21 protein-coding genes are annotated in these 22668 nt (G+C 63.8%); 7 read left to right on the plus strand and 14 right to left on the minus strand.

Features of this window, described 5'->3' with window-relative positions:
• Window positions 1–46: 46 nt before the first annotated feature.
• Genes AC1RT2_RS01385 through AC1RT2_RS01400 form a run of 4 tightly spaced genes read left to right on the plus strand, consistent with a single transcriptional unit; the run spans window position 47 to window position 5080 of the window.
• The gene (locus AC1RT2_RS01385) at window positions 47–1048 is read left to right on the plus strand and encodes an HlyD family secretion protein (protein ID WP_493098767.1); all 1002 of its coding nucleotides are present in this window, start codon (window positions 47–49) and stop codon (window positions 1046–1048) included.
• 4 nt (window positions 1049–1052) lie between these two features.
• Window positions 1053–2816 carry an ATP-binding cassette domain-containing protein gene (locus tag AC1RT2_RS01390; RefSeq protein ID WP_493098769.1) on the plus strand — a complete coding sequence of 588 codons (1764 nt, stop codon included), beginning with the start codon at window positions 1053–1055 and terminating at the stop codon, window positions 2814–2816.
• Window positions 2813–3961, plus strand: coding sequence for an ABC transporter permease (locus tag AC1RT2_RS01395; protein WP_493098771.1), 1149 nt, complete (start codon window positions 2813–2815; stop codon window positions 3959–3961). The genes AC1RT2_RS01390 and AC1RT2_RS01395 overlap by 4 nt, the downstream gene beginning before the upstream one ends.
• Window positions 3962–5080, plus strand: a complete 1119-nt coding sequence (locus AC1RT2_RS01400) for an ABC transporter permease (RefSeq protein WP_493098773.1) — start codon at window positions 3962–3964, stop codon at window positions 5078–5080. It abuts the gene before it with no gap.
• 90 nt (window positions 5081–5170) lie between these two features.
• Here the strand turns inward: AC1RT2_RS01400 and AC1RT2_RS01405 are convergent, their stop codons facing one another.
• Entirely contained in the window at window positions 5171–5617 is a 447-nt protein-coding gene (locus AC1RT2_RS01405; RefSeq protein WP_493098774.1) for a VOC family protein, read from the minus strand.
• Window positions 5618–5865: 248 nt separating this feature from the next.
• Between AC1RT2_RS01405 and AC1RT2_RS01410 the strand changes: the two genes are divergently transcribed.
• The gene (locus AC1RT2_RS01410) at window positions 5866–7761 is read left to right on the plus strand and encodes a potassium transporter Kup (RefSeq protein WP_493098776.1); all 1896 of its coding nucleotides are present in this window, start codon (window positions 5866–5868) and stop codon (window positions 7759–7761) included.
• A 19-nt stretch (window positions 7762–7780) separates the two neighbouring features.
• On the opposite strand, the gene AC1RT2_RS01415 is transcribed toward AC1RT2_RS01410, so the two are convergent.
• From AC1RT2_RS01415 to AC1RT2_RS01430, 4 genes are read right to left on the minus strand one after another with little or no spacing between them, the layout of a single operon-like run.
• Window positions 7781–8026 (minus strand): hypothetical protein, encoded by a 246-nt coding sequence (locus AC1RT2_RS01415; protein ID WP_083243134.1) that lies wholly within the window; start codon window positions 8024–8026, stop codon window positions 7781–7783.
• Between the two features lie 36 nt (window positions 8027–8062).
• Window positions 8063–8215 carry a hypothetical protein gene (locus AC1RT2_RS01420; protein WP_488718563.1) on the minus strand — a complete coding sequence of 51 codons (153 nt, stop codon included), beginning with the start codon at window positions 8213–8215 and terminating at the stop codon, window positions 8063–8065.
• A gap of 11 nt (window positions 8216–8226) precedes the next feature.
• Entirely contained in the window at window positions 8227–9147 is a 921-nt protein-coding gene (locus tag AC1RT2_RS01425) for a dihydrodipicolinate synthase family protein (RefSeq protein ID WP_493098778.1), read from the minus strand.
• Window positions 9148–9161: 14 nt separating this feature from the next.
• On the minus strand, window positions 9162–9581 hold the full coding sequence (locus tag AC1RT2_RS01430) for a hypothetical protein (RefSeq protein ID WP_493098780.1): 420 nt from the start codon (window positions 9579–9581) through the stop codon (window positions 9162–9164).
• Between AC1RT2_RS01430 and AC1RT2_RS01435 the strand changes: the two genes are divergently transcribed.
• Entirely contained in the window at window positions 9580–9738 is a 159-nt protein-coding gene (locus AC1RT2_RS01435) for a hypothetical protein (protein ID WP_493098782.1), read from the plus strand. The genes AC1RT2_RS01430 and AC1RT2_RS01435 overlap by 2 nt on opposite strands.
• 181 nt (window positions 9739–9919) lie before the next feature.
• On the opposite strand, the gene AC1RT2_RS01440 is transcribed toward AC1RT2_RS01435, so the two are convergent.
• The 9 genes from AC1RT2_RS01440 to AC1RT2_RS01480 all read right to left on the minus strand — a co-directional run bounded on the left by AC1RT2_RS01440 (window position 9920) and on the right by AC1RT2_RS01480 (window position 21513).
• The gene (locus tag AC1RT2_RS01440; RefSeq protein ID WP_493098784.1) at window positions 9920–10360 is read right to left on the minus strand and encodes a PTS sugar transporter subunit IIA; all 441 of its coding nucleotides are present in this window, start codon (window positions 10358–10360) and stop codon (window positions 9920–9922) included.
• Between the two features lie 23 nt (window positions 10361–10383).
• Window positions 10384–11076, minus strand: coding sequence for a response regulator transcription factor (locus AC1RT2_RS01445; RefSeq protein WP_069062781.1), 693 nt, complete (start codon window positions 11074–11076; stop codon window positions 10384–10386).
• Window positions 11073–13778: a DUF4118 domain-containing protein gene (locus AC1RT2_RS01450; RefSeq protein WP_493098786.1), complete on the minus strand. Its 2706-nt coding sequence runs from the start codon at window positions 13776–13778 to the stop codon at window positions 11073–11075. The genes AC1RT2_RS01445 and AC1RT2_RS01450 overlap by 4 nt, the downstream gene beginning before the upstream one ends.
• Before the next feature lie 59 nt (window positions 13779–13837).
• Complete coding sequence (kdpC, locus tag AC1RT2_RS01455; RefSeq protein ID WP_493098788.1) at window positions 13838–14404, minus strand: potassium-transporting ATPase subunit KdpC; 567 nt, start codon at window positions 14402–14404, stop codon at window positions 13838–13840.
• An 11-nt stretch (window positions 14405–14415) separates the two neighbouring features.
• Window positions 14416–16464 (minus strand): potassium-transporting ATPase subunit KdpB, encoded by a 2049-nt coding sequence (gene kdpB, locus AC1RT2_RS01460; protein WP_493098790.1) that lies wholly within the window; start codon window positions 16462–16464, stop codon window positions 14416–14418.
• Between the two features lie 199 nt (window positions 16465–16663).
• Window positions 16664–18367 (minus strand): potassium-transporting ATPase subunit KdpA, encoded by a 1704-nt coding sequence (gene kdpA / locus AC1RT2_RS01465; RefSeq protein ID WP_493098792.1) that lies wholly within the window; start codon window positions 18365–18367, stop codon window positions 16664–16666.
• Window positions 18368–18398: 31 nt separating this feature from the next.
• Window positions 18399–18488 carry a K(+)-transporting ATPase subunit F gene (kdpF, locus tag AC1RT2_RS01470; RefSeq protein ID WP_069062776.1) on the minus strand — a complete coding sequence of 30 codons (90 nt, stop codon included), beginning with the start codon at window positions 18486–18488 and terminating at the stop codon, window positions 18399–18401.
• 372 nt (window positions 18489–18860) lie between these two features.
• Window positions 18861–20438, minus strand: a complete 1578-nt coding sequence (locus AC1RT2_RS01475) for an adenylate/guanylate cyclase domain-containing protein (protein WP_493098795.1) — start codon at window positions 20436–20438, stop codon at window positions 18861–18863.
• Window positions 20439–20739: 301 nt separating this feature from the next.
• Window positions 20740–21513, minus strand: a complete 774-nt coding sequence (locus tag AC1RT2_RS01480; RefSeq protein WP_493098797.1) for an SDR family oxidoreductase — start codon at window positions 21511–21513, stop codon at window positions 20740–20742.
• A gap of 140 nt (window positions 21514–21653) precedes the next feature.
• Here AC1RT2_RS01480 and AC1RT2_RS01485 point away from each other — a divergent pair, with 140 nt between their 5' ends.
• A complete protein-coding gene (locus AC1RT2_RS01485) occupies window positions 21654–22574 on the plus strand; it encodes a LysR family transcriptional regulator (protein ID WP_493098799.1) in 921 nt (306 codons plus the stop codon).
• Window positions 22575–22668 lie beyond the last annotated feature (94 nt).

Below are 22668 nucleotides of genomic sequence, written 5' to 3' on the forward strand. Positions count from 1 at the left end.
GTCGTTCCTGACCGACGTCTACGGGCGCATTTCAGGGATCAACAGAATGAAACGCCTCTTCATCATTGCCCTCCTTCTGGCGATCCTCGCCGCTGGCGCTTGGTGGTACCGGCAGCGCACACAAGTGCCGGCCGAACTTGCCCTTTACGGAAACATCGACTTCCGGCAGGTGACCCTTGCCTTCAACGGCAACGGGCCGGTGACCGAGGTGTTTGTCGAAGAGGGCGCGCAGGTGAAAAAAGGCCAGGTCATCGCCCGGCTGGACACCAGCCGCATCGTACCGCAGATCGACCAGGCGGTGGCCCAGGTGGATGCCCAGCAAGCGAGCCTGACACGCCTGAAGAACGGCACCCGGCCGGAGGAGATCGCCCAGGCGCGCGCCAATCTCGTGGCTGTGGAGGCGGAGGCCGCCAATGCACGCCTGCAATTCGAGCGACAAAGTGCGCTCGTCCCCCGCGCCGCCGCCAGCCAGCAAACGCTCGACAATGCCCGGTCGTCGGCGGCGGTGGCGGACGCCAAGGTCGTTGCGACGCGCAAGGCGCTGGATCTTCTCGTCGCCGGAACGCGGATCGAGGAAATCCAGCAGGCTGATGCTCAATTGCGCGCCGCCGAGGCGCAAGCGGCCTTTCTGCGGGCGCAGCTTGCCGATACCGACCTCCGGGCGCCGGTCGATGCCGTCGTCCGTTCCCGCCTGATCGAGCCTGGCGAGATGGCATCGCCGACGCGCGCCGCCTTTTCGCTCGTAACCATCAGCCCGAAATGGGTGCGCGCCTATGTTTCGGAAACCCAGCTCGGGCAAATCCGCCCCGGGATGAGGGCAGAGGTTAGCGTCGATTCTATGCCCGGCCGCGCGATTGCGGGCTGGATCGGCTTCATCTCGTCGGTCGCCGAATTCACCCCGAAGACGGTGCAGACCGAGGAATTGCGCACCAGCCTCGTCTTCGAAGTCCGCGTCTTCGTCGAAGATCCAGACAACGTGCTGCGCCTCGGAATGCCGGCCACCATTCGGCCGCGTCTCGACGAGACGCCGCAGAAAAACGGTGGATGAGACCATGGACGAGCGGCCGCTCTGCCTTATCGCGAGGGATGTACACAAGACCTTCCGCCGGAATACCGGCGAACCGGTCGAAGCGCTTGCCGGCATTTCGCTGGCTGTGCGCAGGGGTGCGCTGACCGCCCTTGTCGGCCCGGACGGAGCCGGCAAAACGACCCTTCTCCGCTTGGCGAGCGGACTGGTCGCCCCGGATTCCGGCAATCTGGAGGTCGTCGGGCTCGATGTGAGCGCCGTGCCGCAGGCCGTTCAGAACCGGATCGGCTACATGCCGCAGCGTTTCGGCCTCTATGAAGACCTGAGCGTGCAGGAAAACCTCGACCTCTATGCCGACCTGCACGGCGTCACCGGCGTGCAACGTGCGGAAATCTATCCACGCCTTTTCGAAATGACGCAGCTCGGGCGGTTCAGGGAGCGGCCAGCCGGGAAGCTTTCCGGCGGCATGAAGCAGAAGCTCGGCCTTGCCTGTACGCTGGTGCGCGCACCCGAACTGCTGCTGCTCGATGAGCCGACGGTCGGCGTCGATCCGCTGTCGCGGCGCGAATTGTGGGACATCGTCTTCAAGCTGATCCGCGAGGACGGCCTGTCGGTTGTCGTCGCCACCTCCTATCTCGACGAGGCGGAACGCTGTGATCATGCGGTGCTGATGCATGCGGGCAAGATACTCGCCGAAGGGCCGCCAGCGGAGATCACCGCCAAGGCGGAAGGCTGCTGCTTCCTCGTCAACGGACCGCAAGGCCTACCCGCCCGCTCCCTGCAAGCCCGCCTGTTTGCGCTGCCCGGCGTCGTGGATGCCGTGCCGGAGGCCGGTCGGGTCCGGGTGGTGCGCCGGCCCGGCCAGCAGGACGCCGCCCTGCAGATCGAGGGGCTTTCGCTCGACATGGAGCCGGTCGAGCCCCGCTTCGAGGATGCCTTCATGATGCTCTTCGACAGCGTCGCGGGAGAACGGGACCGTGTCAACCACACGGCGATTGCCGCAGGTGGCAGCGGCCCGGGTGACGAAACGGTCGTCGAAGTGCGTGACCTCGTGCGCATGTTCGGCGATTTCACGGCCGTCGATCATGTCAGTTTCAGCGTCCGCCGCGGCGAGGTCTACGGGCTTCTCGGGCCCAATGGTGCTGGCAAGAGCACGACCTTTCGCATGCTCTGTGGCCTGCTGTCGGCGACCGGCGGCACGCTGAAGGTGGCGGGCGCCGACCTGCTGCGGGCGGGCGCGAAGGCCCGCGAGCGGCTCGGCTATGTCGCCCAGAAATTCTCGCTCTACGGCCAGCTGACGGTCGACGAGAACCTGGAATTCTTCGCCAGCGCCTATGGCCTGCGCGGCAGCGGCAAGAAAGACAGAATCCGCGCGCTGAAGAACGAATTCGCGCTTGAAAGCCTCTCCGATCTGCCGAGCGGCCAGCTTCCCGGTGGCTTCAAGCAGCGCCTCGCCCTTGCCGCAGCCCTCCTGCATGAACCGGATATCCTTTTCCTCGACGAGGCGACGAGCGGCGCCGATCCGATCGCCCGGCGGCAGTTCTGGGGCCGGATCACCGCGCTTTCGGAACAGGGCGTCACCGTCATCGTGACGACCCACTTCATGGAAGAGGCAGAGTATTGCGACCGGATCATCATCCTCGATGCCGGCCGGAACCTTGCGGAGGGAACACCTCTCGAAATTCGCGAGCGGGCGGCGACGCCGGATGACGCCGCGCCGTCCATGGAGGAAGCCTTCATCACAATCGTCGAGCGGGAGCGGCTGAAGCGAACGGAGAAGGCGGCATGAGCGGGCGTTCCGACCAGTCCAGCGGCCTTGCCGCGTCGCTGCGCCGGACGCGCGCCCTGATCCGCAAGGAAACGCGACAGCTCCTGCGCGACATCAGCAGCATCACGATCGGCATCATCATGCCCGTCACGCTGCTCATCCTGTTCGGCTACGGCATCAATCTGGATGTCAAGAACGTGCCCGTCGCGATCCTGATGGAGGACAGTTCCGCCGAGGCGCGCGGCGTCGCCGCCGCCTTCGAGCTGTCGCCCTATTTTTCCACGCGAACCGTCCACACGATGAACGAAGCCGAAAGGATGCTGATGGCCGCCGACGTGCGCGCCATCGTCCGCATCCCCTCAGATTTCGCCCGTAGCATCGATCTTGGCGCAGCAGAGGTTCAGTTGATCATCAACGGCGCCGATGCCAATACCGCGCGCATCTCCCTCGGCTATGCACAGGGGGCCGTCGGCATCTGGGCGGCAAAGGAGGCCGCGCGCACTGGCGGCATCGTGAGCGGTGGCATCGTCATCGAGCCTCGCCTCTGGTTCAACGAAGCCAATGACAGCAGCTACTTTCTCGTGCCCGGCCTGATCGTTCTTGTGATGACCCTGATCGGCGCCCTGCTGACGGCGCTGGTGATGGCGCGCGAATGGGAACGCGGCACGTTTGAGGCGCTGTTCGTGACGCCGGTCCGCTCAATCGAAATTCTTCTCGGCAAGACCGTGCCCTATTTCCTACTCGGCCTGATCGGCCTTGCGCTCTGCGTCATCGGCAGCAAACTGTTGTTCGGTGTACCGCTGCGCGGGTCGCTCGTCATCCTGACCGTCGTGTCGATGCTCTACCTGCTCGTCGCCCTCGGCCTTGGCCTCGTCATCTCTTCGGCGACCAAGAGCCAGTTCGTCGCAAGCCAGGTGACGGTGCTGCTCACCTTCCTGCCGGCGATGATGCTGTCCGGTTTCATGTACGATCCGCGCAGCATGCCCTTTGCCGTCCAGGTGATCACCTATGTGTTTCCGGCACGCTACTTCGTGACGCTGCTGCAGTCGCTTTTCCTTTCGGGCAACAACTGGAGTGTCATCCTTCCCAATGCCGCCGTTCTTGCCGGCATGGCAATCGTGCTCCTGACACTTGCCGCACGCCTCACCCGCAAGAGGATTGCCTAGATGCTGACCTCTTTTCTTCGCATCCTGACACTCATCCGCAAGGAGCTTCTCGTCATCCTGAAGGATCCGAAAAGCCGCGCCAGCCTTGTCGTGCCGCCGATCCTGCAATGCCTGATCTTCGGCTACGCGGCCACCTACGACCTTAACAGCGTGCCATATGCCCTGGTGGACCAGGATCGCAGCACCGCGTCGATCGCCCTCGTCGCCAAGCTCGAAGGCTCGGGCCTTTTTCAGCGACAGGGCACGTTCACGCAGACGGCGCAGGCCGCACCGCTGCTCGATGCCGGGCGCGCCATGGTGATCGTGGTGATCGGGCCCCGCTTCGAACGCGACCTCGAAGCGGGCGCGGCGGCGCCCGTTCAGGTGATTGCCGATGGCCGGAATTCAAACACCAGCGGCATCGCCCAGGGGTATGCAAGCACGATCATCGGCGATTTTGCGGCCGCTCGGCAGGCGGAAACGGGTGCCAGGAGTGCAGGCGTCAAGGTATCGACGCGCGCCTGGTTCAATCCGCAACTGGAAACCCGCTGGAGCATGGTCCCGTCACTCATCGGTACCATCACCATGATGATGACGATGATGCTGACTGCGATGTCCGTGGCACGCGAACGGGAGGAAGGCACGTTCGACCAGCTTCTCGTCGCTCCCATCACACCGACGGAGATCATGATCGGCAAGGCCGTGCCCTCGATGATCGTCGGCATCACCCAGGCCTCGGCGATCCTGCTGGTTGCGCTCTTCTGGTTCCAGATCCCCTTCGCGGGATCCCTCTTCACGCTCTATGTCGGCCTGGCCCTCTTCCTCGCCGCCGCCATCGGCTTCGGCCTCTTCCTCTCGTCGCTTGCGGGAAACATGCAACAGGCGATGATCCTGTGCTTCGTCTTTCTCATGCCGTTCATGCTGCTGTCGGGCCTCGTGTCGCCAACCGACAACATGCCCGCCGCCCTGCAATACCTGACGATGATCAATCCGCTGACCTACGCCATCCGCATCACCCGCACGGTCTATCTCGAAGGCGGCCAGTTCGCCGAACTCCTGCCCGACATGCTGGCGCTCATCGCCATCGCGGCCGTGACGATGCCGGTCTCCGCATGGATGTTCAAGCACCGGCTGAACTAGCCGGCCCGGCTTGCGCGTCAAATTGAATGCAAACGGGGACCGCCGGCGGCAGTCCCCGTCAGAAAGGCAAAACCGCCAATTTCCACGCAATCAGCCCTGCGACGGTTTCCAGTCGCCCGAGGGGATGCTGTTGATCATCCAGGGCACGCCGAACTTGTCGACGAGGGAGCCGAAACCGGGGGACCAGAACGTCTCCGCGAACGGCATGACCTGCTTGCCGCCCTCGGAAAGCTGGTCGAACCAGCGCTTGCCTTCGGCCTTGTCGGTCGTATGCAGGGTGACGTCGAAACCGTTCTTGGGCTTGTCGACATTCGGCGCCCAGGCGACATCCATGTCGGCCCCCATCAGCGCCTGATCGCCGACATCCAGCCAGCAATGCATCAGCCAGTCCTTGTATTTCGCATCGCTGATCGGCATGTCCGGCGGGGCGTCGCCATAGGGCATCGCTGCGGTAATCTTGCCGCCTAGCACCTTGGCATAGAATTCGAATGCTTCGCGGCACTGGCCCTGGAAACTCAGGCTTGTCACGATCTTCATGGTTGGCTCCTCGTTGTTGTTCTCCCTCCGCGGGCCTACAGTCCGCGAATGAATTGATATCAACGTAAATTGCGGTCCAAGTCAACCTGTGACGGCCATCACCGATAGCCCGCCAACTTCCAGGCGCACGGGCAGAATGGAAATGCTTGCAGCGTCCGCCCCTTCTGCATTAGGGATCACCCCTCATTGCCAGCCATCTTGCTTTGCACCATATTGCCGCTGGCGCGAACCCGAGGACACCGCACCGAATGACATCGCTGGACGCCGACGGCAAAATCCATTCGCGCAAATTCCTTGTCCTCCTTCTCGGTTCTATCGGCGTTGTATATGGCGACATCGGTACGAGCCCGCTCTACGCCTTTCGCGAAGCGTTGCGGCCGTTCGTCGCCGACGGCGTTGTCCGCGAGGACGTCGTCATCGGCCTCATCTCATTGATGGTCTGGACGCTGACCATCATCGTGACCTTCAAATACGTGCTGTTCCTCCTGCGTGCCGACAATGACGGCGAAGGCGGAACGTTGTCGTTGCTCGCGCTGCTCATGAAAAAGTCTGGCAGCTACCTGCCGGTGCTGTTCTTTGCCGGCGTCATCGGCGCCGCGCTCTTCATCGGCGATGCGATGATCACGCCGGCACTCTCCGTCATGTCGGCGCTGGAGGGGTTGAAACTCGTGACGCCAGCCTTCGCCGACTATGTGTTGCCCATGTCGGCGGCGATCATGGTGGGGCTCTTCCTCGTGCAATCGAAGGGCACGGCCGCGGTTTCCAATTTCTTCGGGCCGGTCACCGTCGTCTGGTTCCTCGCCATGGCCTGGGGCGGCGCCATCCATATCGGTGACAACCTGACGATCCTTCAGGCGCTCAACCCGCTGAATGCGCTGTGGTTCATCACCCATGCCGGCGCCGTCGGCCTGATCGTGCTCGGCGCTGTCTTCCTCACCGTCACCGGCGCCGAGGCGCTTTATGCCGACCTCGGCCATTTCGGCCGGCGGCCGATCCAATGGGCCTGGTTCATCCTGGTCTTCCCGGCACTCACGCTCAACTATCTCGGACAGGGCGCCCTCGTCCTCACCAATCCCGAGGCCGTTGAGAACCCGTTCTACCTGCTCTATCCCGACTGGGCGCTGTTGCCGATCGTCATCCTCGCCACCATGGCGACCATCATCGCCAGCCAGGCGGTCATCACCGGTGCCTTCTCGCTGGCACGCCAGGCGGTGCATCTCGGCTTCCTGCCGCGCCTGATGATCAAGTTCACCTCGGAAACCAATACCGGCCAGATCTACGTGCCGGCGGTGAACGGCGTGCTGTTCGTCGGGGTGATCGTGCTCATCTTTTCCTTCGGGGATTCGGAATCGCTGGCAACCGCCTATGGTATCTCGGTGACGGGCGCGATGGTGGTGACGACCCTGATGGCGCACCAGTTCCTGCGCCAGATCTGGGGCTACTCCACCCTCACCGCCACCCTGCTCCTGCTGCCGCTTCTTCTGGTCGAGGCTGTGTTCCTGGCCGCGAACCTTCTGAAGGTCCATGATGGCGGCTGGGTGCCGGTCGCCTTGGCGATCGCCATCATGCTGATCATGTGGACCTGGACCAAGGGCACCAAATATCTCAAGACCAAGACCGCGCAGAGCGATATTCCGCTGACGGATTTCATCGCGGCGCTGGAGAAGAAGTCCAAACACGCCCCGGCCATCGTGCCCGGCACGGCCGTGTTCCTGACCAGCGTGCCGGATCGCACGCCGGCGGTCCTCCTGCACAACATCAAGCACAACCACGTCCTGCACGAGCGGAACGTCATCCTGACGGTGTGGACGCAGGACAAGCCCTACGTGCCGGAAGAAGAACGCATCGAAATGCAGAAGCTCAGCGACCGCTTCCTGCGCATCGACCTGACCTTCGGCTTCATGGATGAACCGAACGTCACCAAGGCGCTCAGCATCTGCCGCAAGAAGGGCTTCAAGTTCGAGATCATGCAGACCTCGTTCTATCTCGGCCGGCGTGTCCTCGTACGCTCGCCGACCGTTGGCCTGCCGGTCTGGCAGGAGCGCCTCTATATCGCGCTCGCCAATTTCGGCATCGATCCGTCCGATTACTTCAAGCTGCCCGCCAACCGGGTGGTCGAACTCGGCGAGCAGGTCGCCATCTGATTTTCAGAGGCACTGCGGCTCACCGAGCGAGGCGGAACTCGACCGAGGCGCCGCGGCGCTGGCAGCGGACCGCCCGGCGGTCCCGGTTGCTCTCTTCCAGGGCATAATGCATGGCGGCGTCTTCATTGGCGAAGAGGCCGCCGACGCGGCCGAGACGATCCTCGACGACCCACCAGCCGTGATGATCGCGCCCGACCGTGAAGCGGGGCGGTTCGGTTATCGCGGCAGGGCGGTGTGGGCGACGGTGTCGGGCAGGACTACGCATGGATGTTTCTTTCGGAAGGAATGGCGCGATCTGCGCTCAAAGTTGCGGGAGAAAATGCTGGACGGCGGCGGCGGCGGCCAGGATCAGGCCGACGCGCAGCAAGAGCGCCGGTATCGGCAACGGCGGCTGTGGCTGCCGCATGGTGGCGGCGACCGCCAGCGTCTTATGGGTTTTCTTCTTGCGTGCCATACCGTTTGTCCTCAGCTTGCCCTGGCAAGCTGCGCGGCGCTTTCCGGCAAGCCGGCAAGCGCACGGCGCACGGTCGCGCCAGCCCCGGGCGTGGTCGGCACCAGCGGCAGCCGCACCGCCTCGGACAGCCCGAGGACGGGCATGAGCCCGTGCTTGATGGCAGCCGGATCCGGTGTATCGCCGAGCGCCATAAAGAGCGGCGCAAGACGATCCTTGAGGTCGAGGGCGAGATCGACATTGCGCGTGCGCAGTGCCTGGTGCATTGCGCTCGTCAGGCGCGGCGCGAGATTTGCCGCAGCGGAAAACGTTCCGCTTCCGCCGAGCACGTTGAAGGCGAAGGCCGTCGTATCGTGTGCGGAGTACAGCACCAGCCGCTCGCGCAGCCGGCGGTCGATCACGGCGAGGCGCGCCATGTCGCCCGATGCGTCGATGAAGCCGTGGATGCCGGGAACATCGCTGAGCGCCCAGAGGGTTTCGGCCGTGACATCCGAGCGGGTCGTTGCCGGGTCGGCCAGGACGAGGATCGGCAGCGCGGTCGCTTCCGCCACGGCGCGCATATGGGCGATGATGCCTTTCTGCGTCGGCTTGCTGTAATAGGGCGTGGTGACGATCAACGCGTCCGCCCCCTCCTCTTCCGCATCGAGGGCAAGCGCTATGGTCGCCTCGGTCGAATAGGTGCCGACGGAAGCAAGAACCGGCACGGAGAGACGGGCGGCTTTCACCACCGTCGCAAGCACGGCACGGCGCTCTTCCCGGCTCAGCGAAGACGCTTCACCAAGCCTGCCGCAGGCGGCAAGGCCGGACACGCCGCTGGCGATCTGCCAGTTGACGAGGGAAGCAAGCCCCTCGTGGTCCACCCCATCGCCGCGGAAGGGCGTGACGAGGTCTGTGATGAGGCCCTGTACGGGATTACGGCGTCGAAAGTCTGGCATGATATCTGTTCCTTTCAATGTTTGACCGGACCGGCGCGATCCAGCGCCACCAGCGCAGCCATGACGGCAGCCACCCGGTCGATATGAACCGCGACGGCGCGGGGAATGGCGCCGTCCGAGCAGATGCGCGCGATCCAGGTGCCGTCGAGGCACACCAATTGGTCAAGGTGGCAGGTCGGGCGCGCGGCATCGACCAGCAGCCGGCTTGCGCCCACGAGGTCGTCGCGCTCCATCAATGTGCGGAAGCGACGCCGGAAGTCGGCATCGTCGCGCGCCTCGGCGAGCGATGGCAGGGTGCGCAGGATTTCCCACAGGTGATGCTCGCGCAGGCGGTGGGCGGCGGCGATACGCTCGGCAAGCACCTCGGCAGCCGGCAGGTCTACCTCTGCCCGATGACCGCGCATTACCGTTTCGGACGATGCGGCCCTAGGCATGGAGAACCCCGAGCAGAATCGCGGCGACAAGAAGCATCGTTGCGAGGACGGCCCCCGCGGCGAGCGGCATGGGTTCGTCCCGCCCCTTTCCATGGCTCGCCTGATCGTGCAGGCGCACGCGATGATGAAGGAAGATCATCCGCGTCGAAAGCGGTGAAAGATGATGGTCCGAAAAATCTCTCCGCATGATGGCACCTCTGCTGATGGATCGCCGTGCCCCACCCGTAAGGGCATCGGTCACGACGATCTGAAGCTAGGCGTTGGCAGATATTTTCTCGATTGGAAGGCGGGGACGGAAAAATAGGAATTGCATAAACGACGCCCTGCCGCCGTCACGGCTATGTGAGAAGCACGAAGATTTCATCAGCAGTGCGCGCGGCGCGAATGGCAGCGACGGTGTGGTCATGCCGCAATTGCCGCGCGATGCAGGAGAGAATGTTGAGGTTCTGCCCATGCCCTGCGGCAGGAGAGAGAAGCAGCACGACAATGTCGACCGGAATATCGTCGACCGCCTCGAAATCGATCGGCCGGGCAAGCCGGGCGACGATGGCAAGGCTCTTCGGCAGCCCTTCGATGAGCGCATGCGGGATGGCGATCCCCCGCCCGATACCGGTCGAACCAAGGTTTTCGCGGGCAAGCAAGGCCTTGGCGATGACGCCGGCCTCGATCCCGGTCTGCCGCGCGGACATGTCGGCCAGCTGCCGCAGAAGCTTATGCTTCGAAACGGGCGGTAGGTCGACGGCGATGTTTTCCAGCGCCAGGTGGTCGCTGAGCTGCATGATGAACTCCATGAATGCGATAGTCAGCTCGCGTCGACGAGCCTGTAGCCGACACCGGTCTCGGTGAGGATATATTGCGGCTGGTCCGGTGTGCGCTCGATCTTCTGCCGGAGCTGGCGGACATAGACGCGCAGATACTGCACGTCGGTCAGACCGTCCCAGACATGTTCGAGCAGGAAACGATGGGTCAGCACCTTGCCGGCATGCTGCACGAGAATGCGCAGGATATCATATTCCTTCGGCGAGAGTTTCACCTCCTCACCCGCAACCTTGACGATGCGCTTGACGAGGTCCACCGAGAGATCACCCGTCTGGAAGATGGGTTTCTCCCCCTGCGTTTGCAGCCGGTGACGCAGCGCCACGCGGATGCGCGCGACCAGTTCGTTCATGCCGAAGGGCTTGGTGATGTAGTCGTCGGCGCCAAGCTCCAGCGCTTTCACGATGCCGGCCTCGTCGGTGCGGCTCGACAGGATGACGACGGGTAGGTCGAGCCCCTCCGCGCGCCACCTGGCCAGCAGGTCATGCCCCGGCATGTCCGGCAGGCCGAGGTCGAGCACGATCAGATCCGGCTTTTCCGATTTGACCAGTTCGATCGCCACCTTGGCGTTCATCGCCTCGATGATGGCATAGTCCTGCGTGGAGAGCCCGACGCGCAGCAGCTTGCGGATCGGTGGCTCGTCATCGACGATCAGGATGCGGACGGCGGTATTGGTCATTCGTTTCCTCCCAGAACGGGCATTTCGGCCGACACCGGCATGCGGATGGTAAAGACGGCGCCGGTGCGGTCCGTGCGGTTGGCAGCGGTGATCGTGCCGCCCATGGCCTCGACAAAACCGCGGCAGATCGAAAGCCCGAGCCCCGTGCCGGCGCGCACGTGATCGCCTTTGCGCACGCGGTAAAAGCTGTCGAAAATGCGCTCGATGTCGTCCGGCGGAATGCCGGGGCCTTCGTCGACGACAGACAACAGAAGGGCATTGCCGTCCTGCCGGCCACGGATCTCGATCAGCGTGTCTTCCGGTGCATATTTGGCGGCGTTGTCGATAAGATTGAAGAGCACCTGCTCGAAAAGCACGGGATCGACCCGGAGCATCGGCAGGGTTTCCGGAATGTGCACCTCAACCTTGTGATGGGACACGATCTTGCCGGCGCGCGAAAGCGCCGTGCCGACGATGTCGCCGGCAAAATGCCAGGCGTAGTTCGGTTCCATGGCACCTGCGCCGAGGCGGGTCATGTCGAGCAGGTTGGCGATGAAGCGGTTGAGACGCTCGGATTCGTCGATCACCGTCGATAGCAGCTCGCGCCGCGCCTCCTCGTCCAGTTGCGCACCAAGCCCCTTCAGCGTGTCGGCCGAGCCCATGATCGCAGCAAGCGGCGTCTTGAGGTCGTGCGAGATGGAAGTCAACAAGGCCGAGCGCAGCCGGTCCGTCTCGACGGCAAGCCTGGCCTTGTCGACGTCGGAAACGAGCTGCACGCGCTCGATCGCCAGTGCCGCCTGGTCCGACAGGGCATCGAACAGGCGCTGCTGCTCGGGCGTCAGGATCGGTCCCTGCTTGTCATTGTCGAGGCCGATGACGCCGACCGCATCGCGGCCGGTGCGCAGGGGGAGATAGAGCCGCTTGGCGCCCGGCAGCGTATCGGCGCCGCGGCCGGCGGGGCGATTGTGCTCCCAGGCCCATTTCGCCGCGGCGATATCGGCATCGACAAGCGTATCATCCGGCGGGTAGCCGGCCTTGACCGCCACCGAACTGCCCTCCGGCAGCAGGATGACGACCCGCACCTTGAGCATCGAGGCGATCTGGAAGGCGGTCGCCCAGAGCACGTCGTCGAGCGTGCCGGTGCCGGCAAGCTTCTTGGAGAAGAGATAGAGGTCTTCCGTCGTGCGAGCCCGCTGCCGGGCGGCCGCGGCCTGGCGCTGTACCGCGGCCGTCAGGTTCGAGGCGACAACCGCGACACCGAGATAGAAGAACAGCGCGACGATGCTTTCCGGGTCGCGAACCGTGAAATTGTATCGCGGCTCGAGGAAGAAGAAGTTGAAGGAAAGCGCACCCAGCAGCGAGGCGAAGAGACCGGCTCCAAGCCCGCCCTGCACGGAGGCTGCAAGCACCGCCATGAGGAAGACGAGCGCCAGGTTCTGCACGTCGAGCGTCTGGTCAAGCGCGATGCCGGCAAGAATGGCGAGCAGGATGAAAATGACGCTCAGCAGATAGGGCTTGATGCGAAAGGGTTTTGGCGCCTGGGCGGCCTTCACGCCACGCGTCGGCTGCCCTTCCTTGTCATCGCCGGAAATGACGTGGACGCTGATATTGCCGGCATAGCGGATCAGATCGTGGGTGACCGAGCCTTGCCAGAGCTGCCGCCAGCGCGAGCCGCTGGGGCGGCCGACGACGATATGCGTGAAGTTGTTGGCATTGGCATAGGCGATGATGTCGCGTGATAGCGAGAGCGCCGGCAATGTCACGGTTTCGGCGCCAAGTTGTTCGGCAAGCCGCATATTGGCGGCGAGCCGGTCCTTGTCCTCCTCCGGCAAGCTGACCGCCTGTGGCGTGTCGAGATGCAGCACCGCCCAGGGCGCGCGCAACCGGTCGGCCTGGCGCCGGGCGTAACGCACGAGGCTGGCGCCATTGCTGCCATGGCCGAGGCAAACCAGCAGGCGCTCGCCGGCCGCCCACGGCCCCGAAATGGCATGGGCCTGCATGTGGTTGAGCAGCTGCTCGTCGACGCGCTGGGCGGTACGGCGCAGCGCCAGTTCACGCAGCGCCGTCAGGTTGCCCGGTGAAAAATAGTTCTCGACCGCCCGCTTGGCCGTCTTCGGCACGTAGACCTTACCGTCCGCCAGCCGCTTGATCAGGTCTTCCGGCGTGATGTCGATGATCTCGATGTCGTCGGCCCGGTCGACGATGGAATCCGGCACCGTTTCACGCACGCGGATGCGGGTGATCTGCGCCACCACGTCGTTGAGGCTTTCCACATGCTGGATGTTGAGCGTTGAATAGACGTCGATGCCGCGCGAAAGCAGCTCCTGCACGTCGAGATAGCGCTTGGGATGACGGCTGCCAACGGCATTGGTATGGGCGAGTTCGTCGACGAGAACGAGCGCCGGCCGGCGTTCGAGGATCGCATCGAGATCCATTTCCTCGAGTGTCTGGCCGCGATAGTCGATCGTCCGGCGGGCGATGACTTCGAAGCCCTCGACGAGCGCTTCCGTTTCCTTGCGACCGTGCGTCTCGACGACACCGATGACGACATCGACACCGTCGGCCTGCCGGGCGCGGCCGGACATCAGCATCTCATAGGTCTTGCCGACGCCCGGCGCCGCACCGAGGAAGATTTTCAGGCGCCCGCGCGTCTCCCGCTGCGCATGCTCCAGCAGGGCGTCCGGCGACGGCCTGTTCTCAATCTCGCGACGGTCATCCGGCATGAATATCCACCCACTTCCCCCGACCGGCCGGAAGGCCGGTCGGAGACGCCCATTTCAGTTTACGAACGGGCCTCGTCAAGCGCCATATTGAGGCGCAGTACATTCACCACAGGTTCGCCAAGGAAACCAAGCTCTCGGCCCTCGATCTGCCGATCAACAAGGGCGCGCACGGCGGCCTCGTCCATCGCCCTCGCCTTGGCCACGCGCGGCACCTGGAAATAAGCGGCGTCCGGCGAGATATGCGGGTCGAGACCACTGCCCGAGGCCGTGACGAGGTCGATCGGCACTTCGGCACCCAGATTTGTCGCCTTTGCCGCCTCGTAGTCCGTCTTTACCCGGTCGATCAGCTTCTGGCTGGTCGGGCCGAGGTTGGAACCGGAGGAGCCGGCGGCGTTGTAGCCGTCGCCCGCTGCCGAGGGACGACCGTGGAAGTATTGCTCACCGGCGAAGGCCTGGCCGATGAGGGTCGAACCGACGACCTGGCCATTCTTCTCGATCAGACTGCCATTTGCCTGACCGGGGAAGACGGCCTGCGCGATGCCGGTCATCGCGGCCGGATACAGAAGGCCGGTGATTGCCGTGGTGGCCACGATCATGACGATGGCCGGACGGAGTTGCTTGAACATGGTTTTGCTCCTTAGACGAGGCCGAGGGCCGTAATGGCCATGTCGATCGCCTTGATGCCGATGAAGGGCACGACGATACCGCCGAGGCCGTAGATCAAGAGGTTGCGGGAGAGCAGCGCACCGGCGCCGACGGCGCGGTACTTGACGCCCTTCAGCGACAGCGGGATCAGCGCGATGATGATCAGCGCGTTGAAGATGATCGCCGAGAGGATCGCCGACTGCGGGTTCGTGAGGCCCATGATGTTCAGCACGCCAAGCTGCGGATAGAAGGCGAGGAACATGGCCGGGATGATCGCAAAGTACTTCGCGATGTCGTTGGCGATGGAGAAGGTCGTGAGCGCGCCGCGGGTCATCAGGAGCTGCTTGCCGATCTCGACGATCTCGATGAGCTTGGTCGGGTCGCTGTCGAGATCGACCATGTTGCCGGCCTCGCGGGCGGCGACAGTGCCGGTGTTCATGGCGACGCCGACATCCGCCTGGGCAAGTGCCGGCGCATCGTTGGTGCCGTCACCGCACATGGCGACCAGCTTGCCCTTGGCCTGTTCCTCACGGATGAGCTGGAGCTTGTTTTCCGGTGTCGCCTGGGCGAGGAAGTCATCGACGCCCGCCTCCGCAGCGATTGCCGCCGCCGTCATCGGGTTGTCGCCGGTGATCATCACGGTGCGGATGCCCATGCGGCGCAGTTCCGCGAAACGTTCGCGAATGCCGCCCTTGACGATATCCTTCAGCTGAATGACGCCGAGCAGCTTGCCATCGCGCGCAACCGCAAGCGGCGTACCGCCGGCCTTGGCGATCTCGTCGGCGGAAGCCTGGAGCTCACGCACCACATCCGACTGCGCAACGCTGGCAGCGGAGGCAAGCACTGCATCGACCGCGCCCTTGCGGATCTGCGAGCCTTCAAGATCGACGCCGCTCATGCGGGTCTGCGCGGTGAAGGGCACGAAGGACGCCTTGAGGCTCGCCATGTCGCGTCCACGGATGTCGTACTTCTCCTTGGCGAGCACGACGATAGAGCGGCCTTCCGGCGTCTCGTCGGCAAGCGAGGCGAGCTGGGCAGCGTCGGCAAGTTCCTGCACGGTGACGCCGCGCACCGGCTTGAAGGCCGTCGCCTGGCGGTTGCCGAGCGTGATCGTGCCGGTCTTGTCGAGCAGCAGCGTATCGACGTCACCGGCAGCTTCTACCGCACGCCCCGACATGGCCAGCACGTTGAAGCGCACGAGGCGGTCCATGCCGGCAATGCCGATGGCCGAAAGCAGCGCACCGATGGTCGTCGGGATCAGCGTCACGAACAGCGCGACGAGAACGATGACCGGGATCGAGCCGCCGGCATAGGAGGCGAAGCTCGGAATGGTGGCGGTCGCAAGCACGAAGATCAGCGTCATGCCGGCAAGCAGGATGTTGAGCGCGATCTCGTTCGGCGTCTTCTGGCGTTCCGCACCTTCGACGAGCGAGATCATGCGGTCGAGGAAGGTGGAACCGGCAGCCGCCGTGATGCGCACCCGGATCCAGTCGGACAGGACCTGCGTGCCGCCGGTGACGGCCGAGCGGTCGCCGCCGGATTCACGGATGACGGGCGCGGATTCACCGGTGATCGCCGCCTCGTTGACCGAGGCTACGCCTTCGATGACCTCACCGTCGGACGGGATGATGTCGCCCGCCTCGACGAGCACGACGTCGCCGACCTTGAGACTGGTGCCCGGCACCATCTTATAATCGGTGGTGCTGCCAGCGGCGAGCAGCTTGGCCTGGGTTTCGCTGCGCGCCTTGCGCAGGGAATCGGCCTGGGCCTTGCCACGGCCTTCGGCGACGCCTTCTGCGAAGTTGGCGAAGAGCACGGTGAACCAGAGCCAGAGGTTGATCTGGAAGGAGAAGCCGAGATCACCGCCACCGGTAGCAACGTCGCGCAGGAAGAGGACGGTGGTGAGGACCGAGACGGTCGCCACGACGAACATGACCGGATTGCGGGCAAGCGTGCGCGGATTGAGCTTGGTGAACGCAGCGCCGATCGCCGGGATGAGAATGCGAGAATCCAGGACGCTCGCGGATTTTGCCTGGCTCATAAGAGACTCCAGCTTTGAAACAAAATGCGGAACCGGTGACCGGTCAACCGCGAAGGAATTCGATGATGCAGGCGATGGCGAAGAGGGCGCCCAACATCGCCAGAATGGCATTGGACGCACACCACCGGCTGCTTTCTCCACCCCGGCGAACCGGGGTGGAGACGGAAGGTCTTGTCACGCGACGCATCGTGGCCGCTCCTCAGAAGGTCTGCCCGGCCAGCATGGCCAGGTGTTCGACGACCGGGCCGAGCGCCAGCGCCGGGAAGAAGGTAAGACCGCCAACGATGAGGATCGTACCGACGAGCAGACCGACGAAGAGCGGCCCGTCCGTCGGGAAGGTGCCGGCCGAGGCAGGAACCGTCTTCTTGGCGATCAGCGAACCGGCAATCGCCAGCGCGGGAACGATGACCAGGAAGCGCCCCATCAGCATGCCGAGGCCGAGAGTGACATTGTACCAGGGCGTGTTGCCGGTCAGGCCGCCGAAGGCCGAGCCGTTGTTGGCCGCAGCCGACGTATAGGCGTAGAGGATCTCGGAGAAGCCGTGCGGGCCGGCCGTACCGATCGATGCGACCGCCGAGGGCATGACGCTCGAGATGGCCGTGAAGACCAGCATGGCGAGCGGCAGGCAAAGGATGGCGAGCACGGCCATCTTCATCTCCTTCGCCTCGATCTTCTTGCCGAGATATTCCGGCGTGCGTCCGACCATCAGGCCTGCCACGAAGACGGCGACGATGATGAAGAGGACGATGCCGTAGAAGCCTGCGCCGACGCCGCCGACGATGACCTCGCCGAGCTGCATGTTGATGAGCGGGATGAGGCCGCCGAGCGCCGTGAAGCTGCCATGCATGGCATTGACCGCGCCGCACGAGGCTGCCGTCGTGACCACTGCGAAGAGCGAGGACATGACGATGCCGAAGCGGGCTTCCTTGCCCTCCATGTTCCCGCCCTGCAGGCCGAAGGCATGCATCAGCGAGTTGCCGGAGGCTTCCGCCCAGTAGGTAACGGCGACACCGGCGACGAACAGCACGCCCATGGCGGCGAGGATCGCCCAGCCCTGGCGCTGGTTGCCAACCATGCGACCGAAGACATTGGTGAAGGCCGCGCCGATCGCGAAGATCGAGACCATCTGGATCATATTCGAGATGGCGTCGGGGTTCTCGAACGGATGGGCCGAGTTGGCGTTGAAGAAGCCGCCGCCATTCGTGCCGAGCATCTTGATGGCGAGCTGCGAGGCGACCGGGCCGAGCGCGATGGTCTGCTGCGCCCCTTCTAGGGTCGTCGCCGTCACATAGGGGCCGAAGGTCTGCGGCACGCCGAGCGCGACATAGACAAGCGTCAGCACGATGCAGATCGGTAGCAATATGTAGAGCGTGGCGCGGGTCATATCGACCCAGAAGTTGCCGAGCGCCTTGCCCGAGGCGCGCGAGAACGCGCGGATCAGGGCGACGGCGATCGCCATGCCGGTGGCGGCGGAAACGAAGTTCTGCACCGTCAGCCCGGCCATCTGCGTCAGATAGGACATGGTGCTTTCACCGCCATAGTTCTGCCAGTTGGTATTGGCGACGAAGCTGATGGCGGTGTTGAACGACAGTTCCGGCCCGACCGCGGTCATACCGGCAGGATTGAGCGGCAGCATGCCCTGCATGCGCTGCAATCCATAAAGCAGCAGCAGGCCGGCAAGGTTGAATGCGAGCATGGCGAAGGCGTAGCTCGTCCAGCGCTGCTCTTCGCGATCGCTGGTGCCGGCCAGGGCGTATAGCCCCCGTTCGATCGGAACGAGGACGGGAGAAAGAAATGTACGTTCCCCGGCAAAAACGCGCGTCATATAGGCGCCGAGCGGTTTGACGAGGGCAAGGACGATCCCGCAGAAGAGCAGGATCTGTAGCCATCCGTTGAGGGTCATGGGAGGAAACTTTCAATACCCGGCAGCTTCATCAGAAGCGTTCTGGCCGAATGAGAGCGTAGGTCAGGTAAATGGTGAGAAAGACGGTGACGGCACCGCTAAAGACATAGTCGAACAACATCGTATGCTCTCCTCACAGCCTGTCGCAGGCTTGCGTGTAGGCAAAGCAGAGGGCGAAGAAGACGACCGCTGTGCCGATAAGAATGACGTCGATCATCATTCGGACTCCTTTGGTTTGGGCGGAGCGAGACAAGCCAAAAGGCGCCGTCCGGACGGGCGACACCGAGAAAGCTTTCTAGCGTGGAGAGCATCCTTCGATCTCTCACGCTCTGATATGTGGCCAAACCGGATAGGCATTCGAGAGCAACCGGGCGGCGAAAAAATAGGAATCCTATAGGAATTTTGGCGGATGCCGCTCGAAGACAGGGCGAAGGCTACGGCCGGCGCGCCGCGCGAAACCAACCATCAAGACCTGTCCGCAACAGGCAAACCCTTATGAGAGAGGTTCGATCTCGCCATCAAGGCTTCTGGACAAATCGTGCATATCGTCGAACGCAACGACGTTCAGGGCCAAGGAACGCCCGCGCACATCGATCGTACGCTGGCTCGCTGCCGACAGATCGAGGCCCGCGCGGCGGGCAGCCCGTTCGGATGCGACGAGATAAGCGTCGAGTTCCTTTGCTGCCCCCTCCAGTCTGCTTGCAATATTGACCGTATCGCCAATCGCCGTGATGCCGATTGCCGATCCGTAGCCGATGGCGCCCACGACGGCGGGGCCGACATGGATGCCGATCGCCAGCCGGAGAGGAGCCCTCAGTTCCTCGGCAAGCTCCTGATTGAGTTCGCGGATGCCCTCGCCGATTGCAACGGCCGCCGCAAACGCGCCACGGCAGGGATCAAGCGCACTGGGCGTGACACCGAACAGTGCCATGACCCCGTCGCCGACGAACTTGTCCAGCTTGCCCCCTTCCGCCTCTACGGCGCGCCCAACCACGGCAAAATAGCGGTTGAGCAGGAAGACGACGTCAAAGGGCAAGCGCGCCTCGACGAGTTTGGTGAAGCCGCGGATATCGCAGAACAGGACCACGACCTCCTGCTCCCTGCCCGGCGCGACACTCAAACGCGGCACCACCTCGGCAGCAGTGACCGCGGTCGACAACAGCGGAATGACCGTGAGATCGCTCATCGCGCGCAATTGGCAGGCCAGCCTGACATCCTTGCCGGCATTGATCCTCGCGAGCGTCTTCTGCTCGGTCTCCGTTGGCGGCGACAATCGGTGCAAGCCCTCGGTGACACGGACACGGCACGTCGAGCACCGCCCCTTGCCGCCACATGTGGAGTTATGGGGTATGCCGTGCCGGCGGCTCGCCTCGAGGACGCTGAAGCCACGCGGCACCCGGACGGTGTGTCCCGCGCCATAGCGGATTTCCACCATGTTCCGGCGCAGGCGCAGATAGCGAAGGAGACGAAAGGCGAAGAGGCCGCCGACCAGCGCCACCAAAACCGAATAGACGATCGTGCGCGCGGTGTCGGCAAACGCGGTGCTCGCACTCTCGGGCGGCATAGCCGTTACCGAGGGATCAAGGCCGCCTTTCGCAGCCAGTCTAGCGATCGTCTGGCCGGCATCGACAAATCCAAGCAATGCCAGGGACGGAAGCAGCACCGCGACGGCAAGGAAGACGGGCTGGTGCCGCGCGAACCAGGATCGCTGCCGCAGCCAGAAATACAGCCCGAGACAGCCGTGCGCCCAGGCGACGACGAGCACGAAGGACTGCTTCACGCCACCGACAGGAGACACGACCCATAGATTGTAGATGACGCGGGCATACTGGTCCCTGACGCCGGTGGTTTCATGGAGCACCCTGGTGCCGAAGACATGATCGACCAGCAGGAACGGCAGCAACAAACCGAAAGCAATCTGGGCAAACTCGCCAAGGGGCATGCGCCACGCCCGGCGCGAATAGATGGCCCGGAGAGCCAGCGCAAAATGAACGAGAAAAGCGCCATACAGCGCAACGGTGCCCGGTGTGCTTCGCCAGATCGTAAGAAAAACGCCTCGCCCGGCTTCCATGGCGTCGAGAGAAACGAGCCCAAGGGCATGGTTTGCAAGATGGGTCGCAACGAAGGAAAAGAGCACAAGCCCCGACGCCAACCGAACCTGCCGCGTCGAAAAGGAAGGACTGGTGATGTTCGGCCTCCTGCAGTCGCGCTTCTCATCGCGCGGCCCCATCTTACAGGATCGGAATCGCGGTACGCCACCGGATAAACATGATTTGACCGGGCAGCGTCAATCCGTGGCCGCTTCCAGGGCAATCGACCCACGAAGTCGTGAACCGTTCGGGATTGACGATCCCGAACGGTTCCTCTCAGGTTTACTTTGTGGTGTAGCCACCGTTGACCAAAATGGTCTGGCCGGTCATCCACCAGCCCTCCGAAACGAGGAAGCGGATATAGGGAACGATGTCCTCGATATCGGTAAGGCCGGTCTTTGAGAAACCCGACAGCGCGGCCGCTGTCTTGTGATAGGCGACCGCATCGGCCCCTTCGGCGGGATAGAAGAAGGGCGTATCCATCGGGCCGGGGCCGATCGCCGTCACCGAGATGCCGCGCTCGCCGAACTCCTTGGATGCCGCGCGCGTAAAGTGTTCGACCGGCGCCTTGGTGCCGGCATAGCTGGAATAGAACGGCGTGTAAGCGCCGAGCAGCGATGTGACGAGCGTGCAGATCTTGCCGTTGTCGTTCAGCGCCTTGCCGGCCTCCTTGAGGAAAAAGAAGGCGGACTTCGCGTTGACGGCGCTCATCTCGTCATATTCGGCCTCGGAAATGTCGACAATCGGCTTCTTCAGCACCTTGCCGACGGTGTTGATCGCGATGTCAGGATGGCCGAGCGCGGTCACGACATCGGCAAACAGCTTTTCAACAGCACCGGCGGTCGTCAGATCGGCCTGGAAAGCGGCCGCCTCGGCACCCGCGGCCTTGACCGCGGCAACCGTGGCATCGGCATCCGCCTTCGTGGCGGCGCTGTTGTAGTGGATGGCAACGGCCTTGGCGCCATGGGCAGCGAAGTCGCGGGCGATCAGGCCGCCGAGGTTTTTTGCACCGCCGGCGATGATGACGGTCTTACCCTTGATGGAATGGTCGGTCATGGTGTGGTTCTCCTTGAGCAATCCTTTGGCCGGGCATGGTGCCCGCCTGACGCCGGAGCAAACTTATCGACTGGAATGTTGCAATAAAGCCGGACAGTCTGACATCATATGTCAGGATCAACGAACAATGGCGGGGCCGCTTGGATCGCATCGACCTCTTTCGCATCTTCACCCGCGTCGTCGAAAGCGCGAGCTTCACCCGGGCGGCGGATACGCTCGGCCTTCCGCGCTCATCGGTCTCGGCGGCGATAGCGACCCTGGAGGGCAGGCTTGGCGCCCGCCTGCTGCACCGCACGACGCGACGCGTTTCCCCCACCCAGGATGGTTTGGCCTTCTACCAGCGCTGCCTGCACCTCGTCGCCGCCGTCGAGGAAGCGGAAGGACTGTTCGGTGACAACAGCGCCGCACCCGCCGGTCGGCTGCGTATCGACGTGCCGGGGCGGATTGGACGGCTCATCATCGCGCCTGCGCTGCCGGATTTCCTCGACCGGTTCCCGGCAATTGACATCGATCTCGGCGTGACGGACCGGGCGATCAACCTGGTGGAGGATAGCGTTGATTGCGTGCTGCGCGTCGGCCCGTTGACCGATTCCGGGCTGATTGCCCGTTCGATCGGGCATCTGCCGCTGATCAATGTCGCCAGCACCGGCTACATTGCCCGGCACGGCGCACCGCAAACACCCGACGATCTCGGCACGCATTGGGCGGTCAACTACGCCTCGCCGTCCACCGGCCGGGTCGAGCCTTGGGAATGGCTGGAGGACGGCGTGCTGCGCACCCTGCCGATGCGTGGACGCGTCACCGCCAACAGCGCCGAAGCCTATATCGCCTGCTGCCTCGCCGGCCTCGGCCTGATCCAGATCCCCGCCTACGACGTTCGCCAGCATCTCGACGCGGGCGACCTCGTCGAGGTCATGCCGCAGCAACGCGCCGAACCGTTGCCGATGACGCTGCTTTACCCGCACCGCCAGCATCTTTCTCGCCGCCTGCAGGTCTTTGCCGATTGGCTGGAGCATGTGCTGAGACAAGCCGTACTGCCCCAACCATCAAGCGTCCCCTGAGGACCGGCACGCGTCACCGGCGAAACGAAAATGCCTTCGTTTCCCCCTGCTGTATCTCTATCGTCCCGAAAACCACCCATCGACTAAGGACTGA

It is taken from the genome of Shinella sp. GW821-FHT11G07 (genome assembly GCF_058808115.1).